This window comes from Nocardia sp. Root136 (assembly GCF_001427185.1).
GTDB lineage: Bacteria > Actinomycetota > Actinomycetes > Mycobacteriales > Mycobacteriaceae > Nocardia > Nocardia salmonicida.
This window is the reverse complement of sequence record NZ_LMFE01000004.1, coordinates 54,580-72,791: the sequence shown is the minus strand read 5'-3', so window position 1 is coordinate 72,791 and position 18,212 is coordinate 54,580. Positions and strand designations below refer to the sequence as shown.

Annotated in this window: 19 protein-coding genes; 6 read left to right on the top strand and 13 right to left on the bottom strand. The window is 68.2% G+C overall.

Features of this window, described 5'->3' with window-relative positions; all coding sequences use genetic code 11:
- Positions 1–2: 2 nt before the first annotated feature.
- A complete protein-coding gene (locus ASD42_RS16145; RefSeq protein ID WP_084787170.1) occupies positions 3–1,430 on the bottom strand; it encodes a CoA transferase in 1,428 nt (475 codons plus the stop codon).
- 42 nt (positions 1,431–1,472) lie between these two features.
- On the opposite strand from ASD42_RS16145, the gene ASD42_RS16140 reads away from it, so the two are divergent.
- Positions 1,473–2,225 (top strand): thioesterase II family protein, encoded by a 753-nt coding sequence (locus tag ASD42_RS16140; RefSeq protein WP_056817707.1) that lies wholly within the window; start codon positions 1,473–1,475, stop codon positions 2,223–2,225.
- Here ASD42_RS16140 and ASD42_RS16135 read toward each other — a convergent pair.
- On the bottom strand, positions 2,206–2,580 hold the full coding sequence (locus ASD42_RS16135; RefSeq protein ID WP_056817526.1) for a DUF2784 domain-containing protein: 375 nt from the start codon (positions 2,578–2,580) through the stop codon (positions 2,206–2,208). The two genes, ASD42_RS16140 and ASD42_RS16135, sit on opposite strands and share 20 nt — an antisense overlap.
- Before the next feature lie 68 nt (positions 2,581–2,648).
- Complete coding sequence (locus tag ASD42_RS16130) at positions 2,649–4,079, bottom strand: SDR family NAD(P)-dependent oxidoreductase (RefSeq protein WP_056817706.1); 1,431 nt, start codon at positions 4,077–4,079, stop codon at positions 2,649–2,651.
- 83 nt (positions 4,080–4,162) lie between these two features.
- Here ASD42_RS16130 and ASD42_RS16125 point away from each other — a divergent pair, with 83 nt between their 5' ends.
- Entirely contained in the window at positions 4,163–4,885 is a 723-nt protein-coding gene (locus ASD42_RS16125) for a TetR/AcrR family transcriptional regulator (RefSeq protein ID WP_084787177.1), read from the top strand.
- Here ASD42_RS16125 and ASD42_RS16120 read toward each other — a convergent pair.
- Complete coding sequence (locus ASD42_RS16120) at positions 4,882–5,232, bottom strand: hypothetical protein (RefSeq protein ID WP_056817525.1); 351 nt, start codon at positions 5,230–5,232, stop codon at positions 4,882–4,884. The two genes, ASD42_RS16125 and ASD42_RS16120, sit on opposite strands and share 4 nt — an antisense overlap.
- Positions 5,233–5,490: 258 nt before the next feature.
- Here ASD42_RS16120 and ASD42_RS16115 point away from each other — a divergent pair, with 258 nt between their 5' ends.
- Positions 5,491–6,201, top strand: coding sequence for a hypothetical protein (locus tag ASD42_RS16115; RefSeq protein ID WP_056817524.1), 711 nt, complete (start codon positions 5,491–5,493; stop codon positions 6,199–6,201).
- A 59-nt stretch (positions 6,202–6,260) separates the two neighbouring features.
- On the opposite strand, the gene ligD is transcribed toward ASD42_RS16115, so the two are convergent.
- The 3 genes from ligD to ASD42_RS16100 form a co-directional block, all read right to left on the bottom strand.
- On the bottom strand, positions 6,261–7,259 hold the full coding sequence (ligD, locus tag ASD42_RS16110) for a non-homologous end-joining DNA ligase (protein ID WP_056817523.1): 999 nt from the start codon (positions 7,257–7,259) through the stop codon (positions 6,261–6,263).
- Positions 7,256–8,335 carry an ATP-dependent DNA ligase gene (locus ASD42_RS16105; protein ID WP_200950468.1) on the bottom strand — a complete coding sequence of 360 codons (1,080 nt, stop codon included), beginning with the start codon at positions 8,333–8,335 and terminating at the stop codon, positions 7,256–7,258. The genes ligD and ASD42_RS16105 overlap by 4 nt, the downstream gene beginning before the upstream one ends.
- 171 nt (positions 8,336–8,506) lie before the next feature.
- The gene (locus ASD42_RS16100) at positions 8,507–8,890 is read right to left on the bottom strand and encodes a cold shock domain-containing protein (protein WP_056817521.1); all 384 of its coding nucleotides are present in this window, start codon (positions 8,888–8,890) and stop codon (positions 8,507–8,509) included.
- 198 nt (positions 8,891–9,088) lie between these two features.
- Here ASD42_RS16100 and ASD42_RS16095 point away from each other — a divergent pair, with 198 nt between their 5' ends.
- Positions 9,089–10,627 (top strand): condensation domain-containing protein, encoded by a 1,539-nt coding sequence (locus ASD42_RS16095; RefSeq protein WP_056817517.1) that lies wholly within the window; start codon positions 9,089–9,091, stop codon positions 10,625–10,627.
- Here ASD42_RS16095 and ASD42_RS16090 read toward each other — a convergent pair whose 3' ends face one another.
- The 6 genes from ASD42_RS16090 to ASD42_RS16065 all read right to left on the bottom strand — a co-directional run bounded on the left by ASD42_RS16090 (position 10,628) and on the right by ASD42_RS16065 (position 16,715).
- Entirely contained in the window at positions 10,628–11,941 is a 1,314-nt protein-coding gene (locus ASD42_RS16090; protein ID WP_056817514.1) for a pyridoxal-phosphate dependent enzyme, read from the bottom strand. It lies immediately after the preceding gene.
- Positions 11,941–13,350, bottom strand: coding sequence for an alanine racemase (locus ASD42_RS16085; RefSeq protein ID WP_056817510.1), 1,410 nt, complete (start codon positions 13,348–13,350; stop codon positions 11,941–11,943). The genes ASD42_RS16090 and ASD42_RS16085 overlap by 1 nt, the downstream gene beginning before the upstream one ends.
- The gene (locus ASD42_RS16080) at positions 13,347–14,600 is read right to left on the bottom strand and encodes a heavy-metal-associated domain-containing protein (protein WP_056817508.1); all 1,254 of its coding nucleotides are present in this window, start codon (positions 14,598–14,600) and stop codon (positions 13,347–13,349) included. Before ASD42_RS16080 ends, ASD42_RS16085 begins: the two co-directional genes overlap by 4 nt.
- A gap of 40 nt (positions 14,601–14,640) precedes the next feature.
- Positions 14,641–15,918 (bottom strand): aminotransferase class V-fold PLP-dependent enzyme, encoded by a 1,278-nt coding sequence (locus tag ASD42_RS16075; protein ID WP_084787169.1) that lies wholly within the window; start codon positions 15,916–15,918, stop codon positions 14,641–14,643.
- Between the two features lie 86 nt (positions 15,919–16,004).
- Positions 16,005–16,439: a CBS domain-containing protein gene (locus ASD42_RS16070; protein WP_056817496.1), complete on the bottom strand. Its 435-nt coding sequence runs from the start codon at positions 16,437–16,439 to the stop codon at positions 16,005–16,007.
- A gap of 87 nt (positions 16,440–16,526) precedes the next feature.
- On the bottom strand, positions 16,527–16,715 hold the full coding sequence (locus ASD42_RS16065; protein ID WP_056817493.1) for a hypothetical protein: 189 nt from the start codon (positions 16,713–16,715) through the stop codon (positions 16,527–16,529).
- 354 nt (positions 16,716–17,069) lie between these two features.
- On the opposite strand from ASD42_RS16065, the gene ASD42_RS16060 reads away from it, so the two are divergent.
- On the top strand, positions 17,070–17,303 hold the full coding sequence (locus ASD42_RS16060; RefSeq protein WP_056817490.1) for a DUF397 domain-containing protein: 234 nt from the start codon (positions 17,070–17,072) through the stop codon (positions 17,301–17,303).
- A gap of 18 nt (positions 17,304–17,321) precedes the next feature.
- Complete coding sequence (locus ASD42_RS16055; RefSeq protein WP_056817487.1) at positions 17,322–18,206, top strand: helix-turn-helix domain-containing protein; 885 nt, start codon at positions 17,322–17,324, stop codon at positions 18,204–18,206.
- The last annotated feature ends 6 nt before the right edge of the window (positions 18,207–18,212 follow it).

The window sequence follows — 18,212 nt, the reverse complement described above, 5'->3', positions numbered from 1 at the left end:
CGTCACGCGGGGTGGTAGTGGTCGGTCGCTTCGACCCAGAACGGCTGCGCCGAACCGTACGGTGGTGCGGGCCAGCGGAAGTCGTCGTACTCGGCGAAGACCGGTGCGGCCGTGACCAGTTCGCCGTGGGTGACGGTCGCTGCCTCGTCGGGCGGTGTGGCGGCGGTGTGGTCGGGGGAGCGGTCGTCCGCGTTCAGGAGCCAGGACGCGGTGCGGGCCAAGGAAACCCGAACGGTCCGGGCGAGCCCGTCGTCGGCGCGAGCCAGCAGGGCGTCCATGACACCGGCGGCCAGCAGATAGCCCGAACCGTGGTCGAGCGCCTGGGCGGGTAGCGCGCCGGGACGACCCGGTGTGCCCTCGAGAAGCGAGATGCCCGATGCCGCTTGAACGATGCTGTCGAACCCCCGTCGCGCACCCCACGGTCCGTTCGTACCCCAGGCGCACACGGATGCCTCGATCAAGCCTGGATGTCGGGCCGCGTGGACCCCGGCCGCGGCGAGCGCGCCCGGGCGGTAACCGGTGACCAGCACGTCCGCCGCGCCGAGAAGATCGTCGAAGGTCGCGAGGTCGGTGCCCAGGTCGAGCAGCGTGGAGCGTTTGCCCTGGCAGGTATCGGAGAACTGCCAGTCGATCTCGGGCAGCTGCGGTGGGTCGATGCGGAGCACGTCGGCGCCGAGCAGGGCCAGCGTTCGGGTGGCGACCGGGCCTGCGAGGACACGGGTGAGGTCCAGGACGCGAACGCCGGTCAGCGGTCGCTCGACGGTCGGCGAAGCGGAGGCGGTGCCGAGTCGAGCGACCGCGTGTCGATCGAGTGAAGCAGGGGTAGCTGCGGCTCTCGGCCACGGTGCGGTGGACGTGCGAGCGTCACGTGTCTCCACGGCGACCAACGGACCTGTCGCAGCGGCGCGGCCCATCGGACTGTCCGCCCATTCGCTCTCGGTGCGGACTCGCGCGGCGATGGCACCGGCGGCCGCGGCGGCGTCTTCGACCTCCGCGCCTTTCATCGCGCCCACCCTGGCGGTGAGCTGGGCGGCGTCACTGTCTGCCGCGAGTTCGAGCGCTCGCAGCAGTCGTTCACGGTGATGTGGGTAGTTCGCGTGGGTGCGGACCCAGCCGTCGGCGGTGCGGAAGAAGCCCGACAGCTGCGCGAAGAACTCGGGTGCGCTGCCCCCTCGACGGAACAGTCGTTCGCTGCTGAACGCCCCGGTCACCCGGTCGGCGTCGAGGCGAACCGGACCGACGGGCAGACTGTGCGCCGCCCGCACGCGGTTGGCGGCCGCGCTCGCCACCGCGACCGAACCCGCCGCGAGCGCCCACACCGGTAGGGTGGCCGCCAACCGCGCACCGGGGTCGGGCACGTCGGCGTCGCCGGACGGTGGGAGTCCCAGTCCCGTCTCGTAGGCGTGGACGAGCTGCTGCGCGGTGGTCACATCGACCAGCCTAGTTGCGGTGCCGACGGTGAGGAGTGTGATGTGGGCGTGAATACGGCTGCGACGGAGTGGGTTCGAGTACTGCGACCGGGTACCGCGACGGGTGGTCGATTGACGTGCTTTCCGCCGGGCGGTGGGTCGGCGACCTTCTATCGGGAGTTGGCGCGACACATCGGCCAGGACGTCGACGTGACAGCGGTGCAGTATCCGGGCAGACAGGACCGCCTGGGCGATCCGATGATCACCGACCTGCATCTGCTCGCCGACCGGATCGCCGCCGACATCGTGCGTCGACCGGCAGCGACGCGGTCGCTGTTCGGGCACAGCATGGGCGCCACCGTGGCCTACGAGACCGCGCTGCGACTGGCCGCTGCCGGACAACCCGTTCGCGCCCTCGTCGTCTCCGGCCGTCCCGCGCCGGAGTTCGTCGAAACTGCCCGGCTGCACCAGGCATCGGATGCCGCGCTCATCGAGGATCTGGAGCGGCTGGCGAACGACCCGGCCCCGGTGCGACTGCTGCGTACAGAACCGGGACTCGCCGATCTGGTACTGCCCGCCGTTCGGGCCGACTACCAGGCGGTCGAGACCTATCGGCATCGGCCGGGACCGCTACTGAGCTGTCCGGTCGTCGCGCTCGTCAGCACCGAGGACCCCACGACCACCGTGGCCCAGGCCGAGCAGTGGCGTGCGGTCACCTCCGGGCCGTTCAGCCTGCGCACCTTCGGTGGTGGGCACTTCTATCTCGACGCACAACACGCCGCGGTGGCGCAGGAGATCACACGGCACGTGAACTGAGTCGGCGCTGGTACAGGCGCGCGTAGCCGAGCCAGGAGACGAGCACCGCCACCGCCGCGAGCGCGCGGACCAGGCCGAGCGCGCTGTCGGGGTAGATCACCCCGGTCAGGTAGTGGTCGATGAATCCCGCCTCGGGCAACTCGCTCACCCCGGCGCGCCTGCGCGCCCAGTTCTCGGCGTAGGTCAGCGGGCAGTGGAAGCCGATCAGGATGATGCCGAAACCCCATGCCACGGCCATCGCGTGCAGGCCGATGGTGCGAGGCCATCGCCACGCGAGGAATCCGCCGGCGACCACGTACGCGATGAACGCGACGTGGGTGACAGCGAGAACGTCGGCCAACACCCGAAACGACACCTATTCAGAATATGTACCCGCTCGCCGGTCGGAATCATGATCATCATTCCGGTTCGGCATCGCTTGGATCACCAGGGCGAAGGCCGGTAGTCCTTCAGGAAGCAGCCGTACAGGTCGACGCCGTCCTCGCCCTGCACGATCGGGTCGTAGACGCGGGCGGCGCCGTCGACGAGATCGAGCGGAGCGTGGAAGCCCTCTTCGGCCAGCCGGACCTTCGTGAAGTGCGGGCGCTCATCGGTGATCCAGCCGGTGTCGACGGCGGTCATCAGGATCGAGTCGGCCTCGAACATCTCGAGCGCGCTGGTCCGGGTGAGCATGTTCAGCGCGGCCTTGGCCATATTCGTGTGGGGGTGCCCCGGACCCTTGTAACCGCGGCCGAACTGGCCTTCCATCGCGGAGACATTGACCACATACTTACGCCTGCCCGCCGCGGCGGCCAGCGCCGGACGCAACCGCGACACCAGGATGAACGGCGCGACCGAGTTGCACAGCTGCACCTCGAGCAGTTCGGTGGCCTCCACCTCGCCGACGGTCTGCACCCAACTGTTGGTGTGCGCGAGATCGGGGACGAGGCCTCCTGCGTCGATGGCCACGCCCGCCGCGATCCGTTCCGGGGTGGCCGAGCCTGCGACCAGCGCGAGTTCGGCGACATCGGTGGCCGACAGTGACGGCGTGAGCGAGGCGGTGAGCGCGGTCGGGTGAGCCTGCATGGTCTTGCCGAAGGTGACCATCTCCGGCAGCACGCCCGCGGGCAGCGGGGAGTTCTCGGCGTCGACCAGCGCGCTGTAGGCACCAGCGGAGCGGCGCACGGTCTGGGCGGCGTTGTTGATCAGGATGTCGAGGGGGCCCTGGGCGGCGACGTCGTCGGCCAGGGCGACGACCTGGGCGGGGTCACGCAGGTCGATGCCGACGATGCGCAGCCGGTGCAGCCAGTCGGCGCTGTCCTCCATGGCGGCGAAGCGGCGGATCGCGTCGTTGGGGAATCGGGTGGTGATGGTGGTGTGCGCGCCGTCGCGCAGCAGGCGCAACGCGATGTACATGCCGATCTTGGCCCGGCCACCGGTGAGCAGGGCGCGCTTGCCGGACAGATCGGTGCGGGCGTCGCGCTTGGTGTGGCTCGAGGCCGCGCACTCGGGGCACAGCTGGTGGTAGAACGCGTCGACCTGGGTGTATTTCTGCTTGCAGATGTAGCAGGGCCGCGCCTTGAGCAGGGTGCCCGCGCTCGCACCCGAGGTGGCCGAGCTGATCGGGATGCCCGCGGTCTCGTCATCGATGCGCTGGGGGGAACCGGTGGCGGTAGCGGCGATGACCGCGCGGTCGTTCGAGGAGATCTGCTCCCTGGCCTCGATGCGGCGGCGGTGCTTGAGCTTTTTGAACATGTGCCCGACGGCGCGCTGCACGGCGATGGAATCGGGATGTTCCTTCTCCAACTGCCCGGCGCGTTCCAGTACCCGCAGACAGGTCGCCAACTCATCCGGATCGATCATGTTCTCGGTCATCGGGGAGTGCGACATTCCTTCGTGCGGGAGCGGTGGACGACATCTATTGTCGCATTGGCCGCGCGAGCGACCCGCTGGGTATCGTGATGGGCCGTCGCCGCAACCGCGCGACGACGATACGAACCCGACGGAGCAGCCCGATTTCCCCGCTGGACACCGATACCGCAGACGCGCCGCGCAGGCGCAGGCTCGAACCCGACGAGCGACGCGCGCAGATCCTGGCCTGTGCCATCGACATGTTCGGTGAGCGGCCCTACGCGGCGGTGTCGACCGCGGAGCTAGCCCAGCGCGCGGGGGTGGCGCGCGGCCTGATCAACCACTACTTCGGCAACAAGCGCGACCTGTATCTGGCGGTGGTGCGTCGCATGGTGACCCTGCCGCGGCAGGACAGGGTGTCCATTCCCGACGGCACGGCGGGCGAGCGGGTCGACGCGATCGTGGGCTGGCTGCTCGACACCATCGCCGAGCACGGCACCACCTGGGTGAAGGTCACCAGCCACGAGGGCGTCGGTGACGACCCCGAGGTGCAGCAGATCCTCGACCAGGCCGACGACGCCGCCGCCGAACGCATGCTGGTGATGATCGGACGCGCCGATCTGGCAGACAGTGCATCGTTGCGCGCGCTGGTGCTCGCCTACGCGGGCCTGGTGAAAGTCGCCGGGCGCGAATGGATTACCCGCGGCACGCTGACCAGGGCCCAGATGCATCAACTGCTGGCGGACACCTTGCTCACGATCATCAACGAGACGATCCCCAGCGTCCTGCGCACCGAGCCGACGCCGAGCGTGCAACCCGGCGAAGGTTAGGGATCGAGCGCACGCCGCGACGGTGGCATCGCGACCTCCGCACTGTAGCGCTGTGGTCCGGCGTGGCCGGGTGCGTGGCCGGTGCGGCCCAGCGCCTGTTCGATCTTCTGCTCGCGGTGATGTTCGAACATCAGCGCGCCGACGCCGCCGCCGAGGAAGAGCACCGTCGCTATTCCGGCCAGCACGGCCCACCCGGTGTGCTCGGTGCCTGCCGCGACGAGGGTGCAGGCGAGCCCGACCACCCCGATCGCGCACATGATGATGCCGGGGACGTTGTAGTCGTCGGCCAGGAGGTCACCGGCTTGGGCATGCCAGGGCGGGTCTGCCGAAGGCGTGCTGCCGGACATGAGTCCTCCTCGCGAGCTGAGGGGTGCGGGCAATGGTGCACTTGATGACCAGCATGAACCTGTTCGGTCCTGCGAAGCAAAGGTGGTAGCCGGTTCGTTACCAAGCGGGTTTCCGCAGAATCACACGTTATGTCACTGTGACCCTATTTTGCGTTTGAGCTGTGCTATCGGGCTCGGAGTCCTTATTCTCGTCGCGTAACCCGGCGCCATACCTGTTTCGTTGTGCGCCCGGGGAGATCGGAGAGGGACCCGGGGTTGATGGCACGGTACGAGGAATGGGACGACGACCCCGAGCAGGAGTCCGATGATCGACGTTGGGACGGCCAGCGCTGGCCGCAGGTGTCATCGGAGGGTGTGGGCGGTGGGCGCCGCAATGATCAGCCGCGCGTGAATCCGTATGCGATGGTGGCGCTCGCTGCCGCGCTGGTGCTGCTGTTTCCGATCGCGATCGTGTTCGGGCTGCTGTCGTTCGGGCATCCGCGCGGGCGGGGAATCGCGTTGCTGGCGTTGCTGCTCGGCATCACCGAGGTGGCGGTGGCGGTGGCGATCGGACTGGCTGTTTTCGGTGGGTTGGATGTGTCCGTTCCGACGCTCGCCGGGTCGTCGACCACGACACCGAGGCCGGTGTCGGTGACCTCCCCCGCGACGCCGACGACCACCGAGGCCGTCCCGGTGACGAGCCCCGCCGCCGGCAGTGAGAAGGGCAGCGTGGTCGAGAAGGGCACCGAGTGCGCCGCCGAGAAGGCCGGTCTACTCGGTGTCGCCGCAGACGGTGCGACGTTGCTCTGTCTGCGCGGAGCAGGCGGTTACACCTGGTCGGGGCCGTTCCGGGTGTCGGGGTCCTACTACACCGCGGGGGCGAAATGTGATCCCTCGGTGGACAAGTCGGGCCGCACCACCGACAACCACGCGCTCGTGTGCGAGGGCAAGGGCAGCGCCGCGGTCTGGTCGCCGTGGACCACCGAGTAGAGCTCAGTGGCCGGCGGGGGCAGCTTCCATGTCCGGGGCTCGGATCGGGGGAGTAGACCTCAGTCTTTCTTGGCCCGGCTCGGTTGCACACGCGGTGGCTCGTTCGGCATCTTCGGATACTGGGGTGGCCACGGCGCGTCCATCAGTCCCGCTGCCATGTCGCGCTCCGACATCTCCAGCAGCGGCTCGATCGACTGCGCTGCCCGGTTCGCCCACGGATCACCGGACTCGGCGAGGTGAGCGGGCACTGTCGCGAGGGTGAGTTCGTCGGGGACGACGGTGTCGAGTTCGGCCCAGGTGATCGGCGTCGACACCTGACCGCCGACCTTCGGCCGCACCGACCAGGCGCCGAACACGGTCTTGTGCGGCGCGTTCTGATTGAAGTCGATGAACACCCGCGAGCCGCGCTCCTCTTTCCACCACTGGGCGGTGATCTCCTCGGGGTGCCTACGTTCCAGCTCCCTGGCCAGCGCCACCGCGGCCGCCCGCACCTCGTAGCCGTCCCACCTCGGTTCCAGCGCCGCGTAGATGTGCAGACCACGCGAACCCGAGGTCTTGATGGAGGAGTCGATGCCGAGTTCGGCCAGCAGTTCGCGCGTACGCACCGCGGCGCGGCGCAGATCGTCGAATCCGATGCCGGGTGAGGGATCGAGGTCGATGCGCAGTTCGTCGGCGATCCGCAGATCGGGAACGTGATTGGGCCACACGTGAAAGCCCAGGCAGCCCTGATTCACCGCCCACAGGATGTGCGCGAGATCGTGGGCCACCAGCGCGTCGCTGGTGGTGCCGTTCGGGGTGGACACCTCCACCGTCTGCAACCAGTCCGGCGCCGACTTCGGCACCCGTTTCTGGAACCACGATTTGCCCGAAGCTCCGTCGGGATAGCGTTCCAGCAACAGTGGACGACCCCCGATCACGCCGAGCAGCGGATCGGCGACAGCCCGGTAGTAGTTGACCAGGTCGAGTTTGGTCTCCCCGCGTTTGGTGAAGTAGACCTTGTCGGGATTGCTGATCGTCAGCGCGCGGCCGTCGACGTCGAGTTCCACCGCGGCGCTCATCGGCCGACCCCGAAGATCGCGTCGAGCTCGGCGGGCGCCACTTCGTCGAGTTGGGCGTAGGTACACGACTCCGGGGTGCGATCGGCCCGGAACCGGGCCAGCCGCCCGCCGTGGCGGAACCGTCCCGACTGCACGTGCTCGTAGCGCACCTCGGCCACCAACTCGGGCCGTAACGGCTCCCACGACAGGTCCTTGCCGCCGCTCCATCGACTCACCCCGCCCGGCATCTTGCCGTCGGCGTTCGCCTGCGCGACGGCGTCGGCCCAGTTGCGCCACGGATGATCGTCGAGGGCGTTCTCGCGCAACGGCGCCAGCTCACCGAGCAGTTCGCGGCGCCGGGCCGCGGTGAAACTCGACGCCACCCCGACATGATGCAGATTGCCCTCGTCGTCGAACAGACCCAGCAGCAGCGAACCGACGCCCTCGCCGTCCTTGTGCATCCGGTACCCGGCGACCACACAGTCGGCGGTGCGTTCGTGCTTGATCTTGAGCATCACGCGCTTGTCCTGCAGGTAGGTCAGCTCGTCGGACTTGGCCATCACGCCGTCGAAGCCCGCGCCTTCGAACCGGGTGAACCAGTCCTGGGCCACGTCGGGATCCTGGGTGATCGGTGTGAGGTGGATCCGGCCGGGCGCGGCGTCGAGCAACGATTCGAGCTCGCGGCGCCGCTGCGCGAACGGCTCGGTGGTGAGATCGCGATCGCCGAGGGCGAGCAGATCGAAGGCGACGAAACTGGCCGGTGTCTCGGCCGCGAGCTTGTTGACCCGCGAGGCCGCCGGATGCAACCGCTGCTGCAAGGTATCGAAATCGAGGCCCTGGTCGGTGACCACCACGATCTCACCGTCGACGACACAGCGCGGCGGCAGTGCCGCCTTCAACAGTTCGGCCAACTCGGGGAAATACCGGGTGAGCGGGCGATCGTTGCGGGAGCCGAGTTCGATCTCGTCACCGTCGCGGAACACGATGCAGCGGAAGCCGTCCCACTTCGGCTCATAGCTGAGTCCGGGTTCGCGCGGCAACGACGGCGTCGACTTGGCCAGCATGGGGCGCACTGGCGGCATCACCGGTAGATCCATCCGATCCTCCTCGCGGGTGTGTTCACCCGTATCGACGATGCGAGCACGCCCGATTCATCGGTGTGTGAGGCGATCGTAGGACGGGGTACCGACACGTGCGCGGACATCGGGCGCCTGTCGCGGTCGACTGTCCGCGTGGAGTGCGGCGCGGCGCAGAGCGCGGGCGCGAGGTCAGCTGTCGAGCCAACCGTGTTCGTCGGCGAAGGTGGTGAACCGGTCGCGGATGGTGATGATCTCGGCCGCGGTGAGCGCGGGGGAGGCTTCCAGCAGCAGTTCGGTGATCTGCTGACGCAGTTCCTCGGGACCCAACTGGTCGCCGCTCTTGCGCGTCTTCGGAGCCGCGGGGGCATGGCCGACCCCGGTCAGGTTGATCGCCTTGGGTCCCCGATCACCTTCGGTCACATCGAATTCGAACAGACGACCCTGACGGAGCTCGTCCTCGTCGAGGCCGATGTCGTTGACGTGGACGAACACATCGGGCCCGCCGTCATCTGGCCGGATGAACCCGAAACCCCGTGAACCGTCGAACGACACCAATTTCCCGATGGACACCAACCAACTCCTCGCTCAGCTTCCCGTCGCTACTCTAACGCGGCTTTTGGGCGATTTCCCCCGGAAAGTGGATAGTCGGCGAAATCTTCGGAGTCGCGATGTGTTCGACCGACCGAGCATGGTCACGATCCGGTAACTGCGCGTTCACATCCAGTCATTAGCGTGGCTCACCTGTCGGAACGGTGTGGAGGTTGTAGACGCGTGTTGGACCCCGGCGTGGGGATGAGGTCGGGGGGATTCGAGGCCGATCGCGGCGTGTTGTCGGCGACGGTGCGCACTGGAAGTGCTCCGGGGCGTTCGCGGCCCGCCACGCCACCGGTACTCGCTCCGCGCCCGTGTCCGGCGCACGTGCCGCTCGCGCCCGCCCAGGAGCGGATGTGGCAGGCCGCGCGGCTGGGCCGGTCGGCGGACTGGAATGTCGCGCGGGCCATGCGCTTGCGCGGCGCGGCCGTCGATGTGGCGGCGCTACGCGAAGCGCTGAAACTCCTTGTCGCCCGCCATGATCCGCTGCGAACCCGATACCCGGCAACCGAGCTCGGCCCGGCGCAGCGGGTAATCGAGCCCGGCGACGCCGTCCTCGATGTGGCCGAATGCGCGGTCAGCGCAGCCGAACTCGGCCCCGCGGTCGCCGAGCTGGCCGAGCGGCCCTTCGACCTCGCCGGTGAACTGCCGGTGCGGGCACGGCTGTTCGTACTCGGCCCCGACGATGTGGTGCTGGCCCTTGTCGTGCACCACATCTCGGTCGACGGCCGCTCGATGGGTCCGCTGATCCGCGATCTGGTCACCGCCTATCTGGCTTGCCGGGCCGGCACTTCCCCGCAGTGGCGGCCGCTGCCGATCAGCTACATCGACTACACCCTGTGGAAGCACGAGCAGCTCGGCGAGTTCACCGACGAGTGGAGCCGGGCCACCCATCAGCTGCGGTACTGGGCCAATGCGCTGGCGGGCCGTCCCGCCCGGCTCGCCCTGCCCGCCCGCGAACAGTCCGCCCCGCCGATCGACCCCGTCGCCGGTGCGCTGCTGCCGATTTCGTTCGATGCCGCGACCCACGCCGGGCTGCTGCGCTTGGCGCACGACGGTCGGGCGAGCCTGTTCATGGTGTTGCAGGCCGCGTTCGCCCTCACCGTCGGCGCCTTCGCGCGCAGCTCCGATGTCACTGTCGCCACGGCGGTTTCGGGACGCGAGCACCGCCTGCTCGACGATCTCGTCGGCAACTTCTCCGATGACGTGCTGATGCGGGTCCGCCTCGACCGCGCGGGCGACGTCGAGGAGCTCATCGATCAGGTCCGCCGCGTCGCGCTCGCCGCGTACGCCCACCCCGACACCCCCGACACCCGCCTCAAGCGTTGCCTGCTGGAGGACGCGGCGCTCCCGTTGTTTCAGGCGACGCTCATCCTGCAGCGAGCAGAAGCGCCGCGCACTGCCACTGAACCACCACCGGCGCAGGGTCTTTCGATCACCGAGATACCGACCGGCGTCGTCAGGGCAAAGCATGATCTCGAGTTCGGGCTCACCGATCACTACGATCCGCTCAGTGCGCCCGCCGGTATCGACGGGTCGTTCATCTATCCGATCGCCCGATTCGACGAGGCGACCGCACAGCACTTCGTCGCGCGCTTCGGCGCGGTCGTCGGGCTGCTCGCGCAGGGGTATCGCGGCCCGCTGGCGCCGTTGCTGGCGGCGGCCGGTCGAGGTCGTTCGCTGAGCACCGCTCGACGTGCGACCAGGGTGCTCGTCTGATCAGCCGCCGCGCTCCATGGCATATCCGGCATCGCGCCACGCGACGATGCCGCCCTCGAGGCTGAACGCCGCATAGCCCGCGCGGTGGGCCAGTGCGGCGAAGCGCAGCGAGGTCTCCCCGACCGGGCACACGAACACCACCGGCCGTGACCGCGGAAACGGCACACCCTGGGTGAGCATCTCGTCGAGTTGGTCGTCACGGATATTGAGCGCGCCGGGGACATGCCCGACCCGGTAGGCCATCGCGCCCCGGGTATCGACGACAGTGGGTCTGGCGGTGCGGTCGAGGTCGGCGAGTTCGGCGGGTGAGAGCATCGGCGCGGTGTCGTCGGGGCTCGGAGGCGCCGGTGCGGTGGGCTTGCCGAACAGGTCGGGCCGACGTTTGGCGAAATAAGACAGATACGGTTCCATTCGGTCACACACGATCAACACCGCCACCAGCGGTCTGCCCTCGGGCCGCGGCGCCGCGGCCAGGGCGTGCAGGGCGGCGTAATAGCCCGCGCCGCTGGTCGGTCCGGCGAGGACGCCGTAGCCGCGAACCAGGTCGAGGGTCGCCTCGATAGCGGCGGCGGCGTCGACGGTGACGATCTCGTCGTAGAAATCCGGCCGGAACAGGCCGACTTCCCACATCTCGCGCTCGGAGCGGATACCGGGGATGAAATCGAAACGGTCCGACACCACCCCGATCGTGCGCAGGCCGGGATGATGGGCGAGCAGTGCGGTCGCGGTGCCACGGGTGGATCCGGTGGTGCCGAGGCCGCCGATCAGATAGTCGAGATGGTCGATGCCCGCGTCCGCGAGGTCGGTGGCGATCTCGGCGCCGGTGCCGTCGTGATGGGCGGCGACATTGCGCTCGTTCGTGTACTGCGAGGGGTGATACCAGCGGCCCTGCCCCTGGCTGATGGTCTGCTCGATGACGGCCGAAACATCATCGGCCGCATGGGGATCGGGGCACTCGGACAGGCCCGGAAGCTCCACGATCTCGGTGCCGAGCAATTGCAGCAGCTGGCGGACCTCGCTCACTCTGATCCGGTTGGTGACCGCGCGCAGCGGGATGCCGTGCAGTGCGCCGAGTACCCGCAGCGCTTTGGCGGTGTTGCCGCTCGACGCCTCGATGAACGACTGCCCGTCAGCGGCGATGTGCTCGAGGTCGTCGCGGATCATCGCCCAGGCGACACGGTCCTTCACCGAACCGAAAGGATTGTGCGACTCCAGCTTCGCGTACAGGTCGACGTCGGGTAACCCGTGCACGGCGGGGTCGAGACGTAGCAGGGGAGTGTTGCCGATCAGCTCGGTGATGTGGGTGTAGACCATCACCGGTCCCCGGGGCGATAGTCGGCGTCGGGGCAGAGCTCGAACCGTCCGTCGCTATGCAGCACAGCGATTTTCGCCGGAACGGGATGCATGCTGGCCTGTGCGGCCGACAGATCCATATGGTAGGCGGCGGTATTGGCGAATACCACCGGATCACCGGGGGAGGGCAGCTGCGCGACCCGCACCTGCCGCTGGGTGACCAGGTCGCGCTCGAGGCACAGATGTCCGGCGAAATACACTCCGACAGGCCGCGATTCGACCTCTTCGGACAGCACGATCGGATCGATGAGCACCTCCTGGTCGGCGGCGGTGACGGTGTCGCGGCTGAGATCCAGATGGACCAGCGTGGCGCCGTTACCCGCCTGCTTGACGAATTCCACCTGGGCCACGGTGATTCCGGCGTGATCGACCAGCGCTTTGCCCGGTTCCAGCCACAGGTCGAGGAGATTGTCGGTGAGCACCGTCCCCAATGCCCGTCCACCGTGTCCGGGCAGCGCGGCGGCGAGTAGTTCAGCGAGCATGCCGGCAGCGGATTCGGTATTGGCGTATTTGTGGAACACCGGCCCGCCGTGCACCATTCCCTCGGCGAGGTGGTAGCCGAAAGTGTTGTTGCCCCAGTGCATCGCGGGGCCTCGTCCGAGCAGGCCCGCCCGTAGGACATGGTCGTAGGCGTCGTAACCCGCGGCGTCGGCGGTGAAGACCTGGCGCAGCCCGCCCCCGATGTCGAGCACGGTCGGCGCGAGTTCGTGCGCGTAGGCGCGTTCGATCAGTTCGAGACAGTCGCCGACCGCGTTGACCCGCTCCGTGGTGGCCGCGGTATCGAGGTGGAAGGCGAACCCGAGTAGCCGCACCCGATCTCGGTGCCCCACCAGCAGCTCCAGCGCCGTGTCCACATCGGCGAGATCGATGCCGAACCGGCTCGGCGAGCTACCGGAGAACCCCGAAACGCGCAGCAACACTTGCACCGGCTGCTCCGGCGGCGTCAGCTCGGCCAGCGTCGCGAGTTCCCAGAGATTGTCCACATTGACCGTCACCCCCGCGGCCAGTGCGGCCCGCAGCATCGCGGAGCCCTTGGGCCCGGTCACCTCCACGCGGTCGGCGGGAAATCCAGCAGACAGTGCCGAACCCAGCTCCTGCGCCGACGCCACATCGACTGCGATCCCCGCGTGTGCGGCGGTACGGGCGAACGCCGCCGAACGATTCACCTTGTGCGCGTAGCAGAGTCGATGTCGGACGGCGTCCGCGTCGAGCACGGTACGCAGCGCCGCGAGGTTGGCGGTGAAGACCTGGGGGAACACCAGATGCAGGGGGGAGCCGTAGCGGCGCAGCGCCGCACGCACACCGTCGCGGTCGGTGAGGAACGCGGCGACGAGCGGATGCAGCGCGGCGGGGACGGCGGGCGGGATCATCCCACCGACGCGCCGGGCACCTGCGCCGGCACGTCGTCGACCGGGTTGTACCCGCCGTCTCGCAACGCCTCGAACACGCGGAACCGGTTGCGCGGACTTCGGATTCGGGCGATCACGCGCTTGGATTCCAGGTCGATCTCGACGACGGGGATGTCCATCGACTCGAGCAGCGCGGTGATCGTGCGCACGCAGTGTCGGCAGCTCATATCGGGCACATAGAAGACACCGTCGTCACCTGTCGGGGCGGTGCCGGGGCGCTGCTCGGTCAGGTCCTCGACCACCTCCACCGAGCCCGCCAGCGCGGCGAACGTCTCGACGAACCGGTCCGCCACAGTAGTGAGCACATGCATGCCGACACCGTCGATATCGTGCTGGGTAGCCGCGAGGCAGGTGGGCCTGGTGTCGGCCGGCAGCAGCGCGTACTGCCGGGAGATCAGGTCCAGGTCGTCGTGATACTTCGCGACGGCCGCCTCGGTCTCGAGACCCTCCTCGGTGGTCGCGCGCGCCATCACCGCGTGCGCGTCGGCGATGGTGGCGTCCTTCATCGTGCGCAGGACGGCGATCGAATCGGCGGTATAGCGCACGGACCCATCGGGCTGGGCGGCCAAGCGCACCGGGATCATCCCGCGCCGGAAGGTCGAGGCCTGCAATTCCCAGAACCAGCGGGTCGCGACGGCGGTGAATATGCCGGAATCGTGGATCCCCCTGGCGAATTCGACGATGCCGCGATAGGGGGTGTCGGCGGCGATCAGTCCGTGTTGGACCAGCGCGCGTCCCGTCGCTTCGACGCCGACCCGGAAGATCTCGTGCGGATCGTGATCGGTGGTGGTCGCGGCGAGGACACCGCGATCGTGGGCGAGCAGGGCAGCGGCCCGCGCCGGGAGACCGGATTCCGCCAGCGAATGCCACAGTGCGAGAACGGTTTCACGCGCGATCACCGCGAGTTCAGGGCCCGATCCCGCGGTGTGGAAGTACCCGGTGTTGGGGATGCCCGCGCTGTCGGTCCAGGTGAGGCGGTGGGTCGCGCTGGTCACCTGGTCGGGGCGACACGGTCGCATGAACCGTTCCAGATACATCCGCTGGGACTGCGTCAGCGCGGCGCCGGGTTCGGGTTGTAATGCGCGGGTACGGAAGGTGATTCGCACCGGAGCCGGCGGGGCGGTCGAGGCGAAGAGTCCGGGGGCGGCCAGTCGGGCCAGTATCCGGGACGCGGCGCGACGATCGTAGTGCTGCACGGTGGGCGTGCCCATCGTTCCTCCTCGGCGTCGGGGGCTTGGTGGACAGCTCGGGTCAGCGCCCGTGCCCGGCGATGCCGGACACACAGGCGACGAATCGGTCGATCTCGTCGAGGGTGTTGTAGAGGTGGGTACTCACCCGCACCGAACCGCTTCCGGCATCGGCCGAGGGCACACAGTGCGCCCCGGTTCGGACCAGGAACCCGGCATCGGCCAGCACGAACCCGAGGTCGGCGGCGGTGAGTGTGTCGAGGGTGAACGAGACGATGCCGTAGCCGACCGCGCACGCGGCGTGCGCGGGCCCGGGGAGAAAATCCAGCCCGGGAACCTCACGCAGACCATCGATCAGCCGCAGGGTGAGCACCCGGTTGTGCGCGGCGACAGCGAATCGGTCGAGTTCGTCCAGCAGATCGAAAGCCGGTGCCAGGGAGAGGATGCCGGGAAGATTGTGGGTGCCGCCCTCGAGCAGTTCGGGCATCCCGGTGCCGACCAGACCGGCGTCGGTGATCGTCACCCCGGAGTGCCCGCCGGGCAGGAAGGGCCGCAGCCTGTCGTGTACCCGGCGATGGCAGTACAGCAGCCCGGTACCGGGCGCACCGAACATCTTGTGCCCCGCGAAGACCGCGAAATCGGCACGCAGAGCGCTCACGTCGACCGGCAGGTGCCCACCGCTCTGCGAGCAGTCGAAGCACAGCAGGATCTCCGGGTCGATGCGGCCGTGCAATTCCTCGAGGGTGGTGAGCCCGCCGTACACGTGATGCAGGTGGCTGGTGGTGATCAGCCTGGTGCGCGGACCGACCTGCGTGAGGAGGTCCTCGATATCGGCCTCGCCGGTCGCGGTGCTGCGATAGGGGCGCAACACGATGCGCCGGCCGAACCGGGCGAGGGTGTCACGCAGGTGATGCCACGGCAGCACATTGGCGGCGTGATCGGCGGGGTTGTAGACGATCTCGTCGCCGTCGTTCAACTCGGCCAGGCCCCAACTGTGCGCGATCGCGCCGAGCGCGGCGGTGGCTCCGCCGGTGAACACGATTTCGTCGCGGTGCCGCGCGCCGAGGAAACCGGCCGCTCGGGTACGGACAGCGTCGATCCGGGCGGACAGCGAGGTGGCCCAGCCGTAGGTGCCGCGACCCGCGTTGGCGGTGTGCTCGCGGTGGTAGTCGGTGACGGCCGCGATGACCGTGTCGGGCTTCTGTGTCGTCGCGGCACTGTCCAGATAGACCACCGAGGGGTCGGCCAGGGCGGGGAACCGCGCGCGAATCGAGGCGGGCACCGGCGTGGGCGCGTGCCGGATCACCGAGGCGGCGGCGAGCTCGGGCCGGGCGGGGTACACGTGCTCAACGATACGCACGTTTGTGGCGCGGCTCGCGAAGAATTCTCAGCCGCAAGGCTTTTCGGCAGCGCGGGGCGTTGCCGGACTCAGTAGTTGCCCTGGAGGTACTCGACGAGGTGTTCACGCTCGGCGGCGAGTTCGGTGATCTCGCTCTTCACCACGTCACCGATGCTGACGATGCCGACGAGTCGGTCCGACTCCACCACCGGCATGTGCCGGATCCGGTGCTCGGTCATCACATCTCGCAGCGAGGACACGTCTTCATCGGGCCCACAGGTGCGAACCCGGGCGGTCATGATGTCGTTGACCGGCCGATCGAGCAGCGCGGCCCCGTGGGCGTGTAGATGACGCACCACGTCGCGTTCGGAGACGATGCCCGCGATCACCACGCCATCGGGGGAGACGACCACCGCGCCGATATTGTGCTCGGCCAGCGCCGTCAGCAAATCGCGCACCGTGGTCTGCGGTGTCACCGTGGTGACCGCCGTGCCCTTGTTGCGCAGGATCTCCGCTATCCGCATACACGCACCACCTGTCCGGATCGATCGTCGCCCACCAGCATGACCTGTCGGAACCGACCTGACCAGCACGAAGACGTTACGACCGGACTATTCGTCGTCCAGCCCCGCGGACAGATACGCGGCGGCGGCCAGCCACTGGCGACACTGTGGGCCGTGGATATCGTGCTGGCGCAGCATCTCGCGCGCCTGACGGTAGGTCAGCCCGTTCGGCTCGTCGCTACACGCGGTGGGCGATACGACCGCGGCACCGACGTGACGCTGAAACGGACTACTCATCGAAGTCCCCTCCCATCCGGCGACGGAAGGTTTGCCCGGCAGGGTGGAGCCGTGGAACCTTCCGATGATCTTGCGGCCTGAGTCTACGGGCGGGCTGTTTTCGAATGCAAGCACATCTGCACGTTCGTTTCGGCCGTGTCGGCTCGCGATGGGGTTGCGGCGCTTACGAATTCAGGGGACTGGACGGCTCTATCCGAGCGTGTTCCAGGGTCATGACATCGGGTAAGTACCGACCGGTGCGCGGTGGCCTCGAGCGTGTTAATGTCCCCCTCGCGCAAGCAGATGCAAGAACGTTTGTGCGTGCATCTGCAAATTTCGTACCGATGGGCATCATTCGAGAAGGAGGAGTGCGGTATGTCCGGAATGCAGCATGATCAGCGTGAACGCCCGGGAGACGGTGCGTGGCGCAAGAGCACCTACAGCAACCCCAGCGGCAATTGCGTCGAGGTTGCCGAAGCCGCCGACGGCTCGGTCGCCGTGCGCAACTCGCGCGACCCGCAGGGCTCGGTAATTTTCTACACCCGGCCCGAAATCGACGCGTTCATCCGCGGCGCGAAGGCCGGAGAGTTCGACTACCTCACCGGGTAATCGGTAGGATCTGGGTCCATGACGGCTGAACCCGACGAGATCGGTCGCGTGCAACCTGTGGTGGACCGCGGCCCCACGGTGTTGCGCATTGCGCTCGGTGGCCAGTTGCGCAAGCTACGCGAGAGCAAAGGCATCACCCGCGAGGCCGCGGGTGATGCGATCCGTGGCTCGCACGCCAAGATCAGTCGACTCGAGTTGGGTCGCACCGGTTTCAAGGAACGCGATATCCGGGATCTGCTCACGCTCTACGGCGTGCACGATCCGGTGGAACGTACCTCGTTCTTCGAATTGGCCAGGCAGGCAAGTGAACCTGGTTGGTGGCACCGCTACAGCGATCTGCTGCCGTCGTGGTTCAGTACCTATCTCGGGCTCGAGCAGGCGGCCAGCCAGATCCGCACCTATGAGGCACAGCTGGTGCCGGGCCTGCTGCAGACACCGGAGTACACCAGGGCGATTGTCAGCCTCGGTTTCGACGACGCCGAAACCGACCGTCGGGTCCAGGTTCGGCAGTTGCGCCAGGATGTCCTACGCCGGATCGACCCGCCGGTGGTGTGGGCGGTGATCGACGAGGCCGTGCTGCATCGTCCGATCGGTGGGCGCGAGGTGCACCGGGCCCAGCTGCGTCATCTGGCCGAACTGTCGCTGCTGCCGAACGTGACGGTGCAGGTGTTGCCGTATGCGGCGGGCGGGCACGCGGCGGCGGGCAGCTCGTTCAGCATTCTGCGCTTCGGCGAGCCGGAACTGCCCGACATCGTCTACCTCGAGCAACTCACCAGCGCGCTCTACCTCGAGCGTCGCCAGGACCTCGCGATGTATCTGACGGTGATGGATCAGCTCAGCGTCCAGGCCGAACGGCCGGACCGCTCGCGCGAGATCCTGTTGTCCTACGCCGAGCGGGAGTGACGGCCG

Excerpts from the sequence above, each read along its gene's own strand:
- ASD42_RS16130 (WP_056817706.1), bottom strand. The coding sequence starts at position 4,079 with ATGACCGAGAACATGATCGATCCGGATGAGTTGGCGACCTGTCTGCGG.
- ASD42_RS16120 (WP_056817525.1), bottom strand. The coding sequence starts at position 5,232 with ATGTCCGGCAGCACGCCTTCGGCAGACCCGCCCTGGCATGCCCAAGCC.
- ASD42_RS16115 (WP_056817524.1), top strand. The coding sequence starts at position 5,491 with ATGGCACGGTACGAGGAATGGGACGACGACCCCGAGCAGGAGTCCGAT.
- ligD (WP_056817523.1), bottom strand. The coding sequence starts at position 7,259 with ATGAGCGCCGCGGTGGAACTCGACGTCGACGGCCGCGCGCTGACGATC.
- ASD42_RS16105 (WP_200950468.1), bottom strand. The coding sequence starts at position 8,335 with ATGGATCTACCGGTGATGCCGCCAGTGCGCCCCATGCTGGCCAAGTCG.
- ASD42_RS16090 (WP_056817514.1), bottom strand. The coding sequence starts at position 11,941 with ATGGTCTACACCCACATCACCGAGCTGATCGGCAACACTCCCCTGCTA.
- ASD42_RS16085 (WP_056817510.1), bottom strand. The coding sequence starts at position 13,350 with ATGATCCCGCCCGCCGTCCCCGCCGCGCTGCATCCGCTCGTCGCCGCG.
- ASD42_RS16080 (WP_056817508.1), bottom strand. The coding sequence starts at position 14,600 with ATGGGCACGCCCACCGTGCAGCACTACGATCGTCGCGCCGCGTCCCGG.
- ASD42_RS16070 (WP_056817496.1), bottom strand. The coding sequence starts at position 16,439 with ATGCGGATAGCGGAGATCCTGCGCAACAAGGGCACGGCGGTCACCACG.
- ASD42_RS16065 (WP_056817493.1), bottom strand. The coding sequence starts at position 16,715 with ATGAGTAGTCCGTTTCAGCGTCACGTCGGTGCCGCGGTCGTATCGCCC.
- ASD42_RS16060 (WP_056817490.1), top strand. The coding sequence starts at position 17,070 with ATGTCCGGAATGCAGCATGATCAGCGTGAACGCCCGGGAGACGGTGCG.
- ASD42_RS16055 (WP_056817487.1), top strand. The coding sequence starts at position 17,322 with ATGACGGCTGAACCCGACGAGATCGGTCGCGTGCAACCTGTGGTGGAC.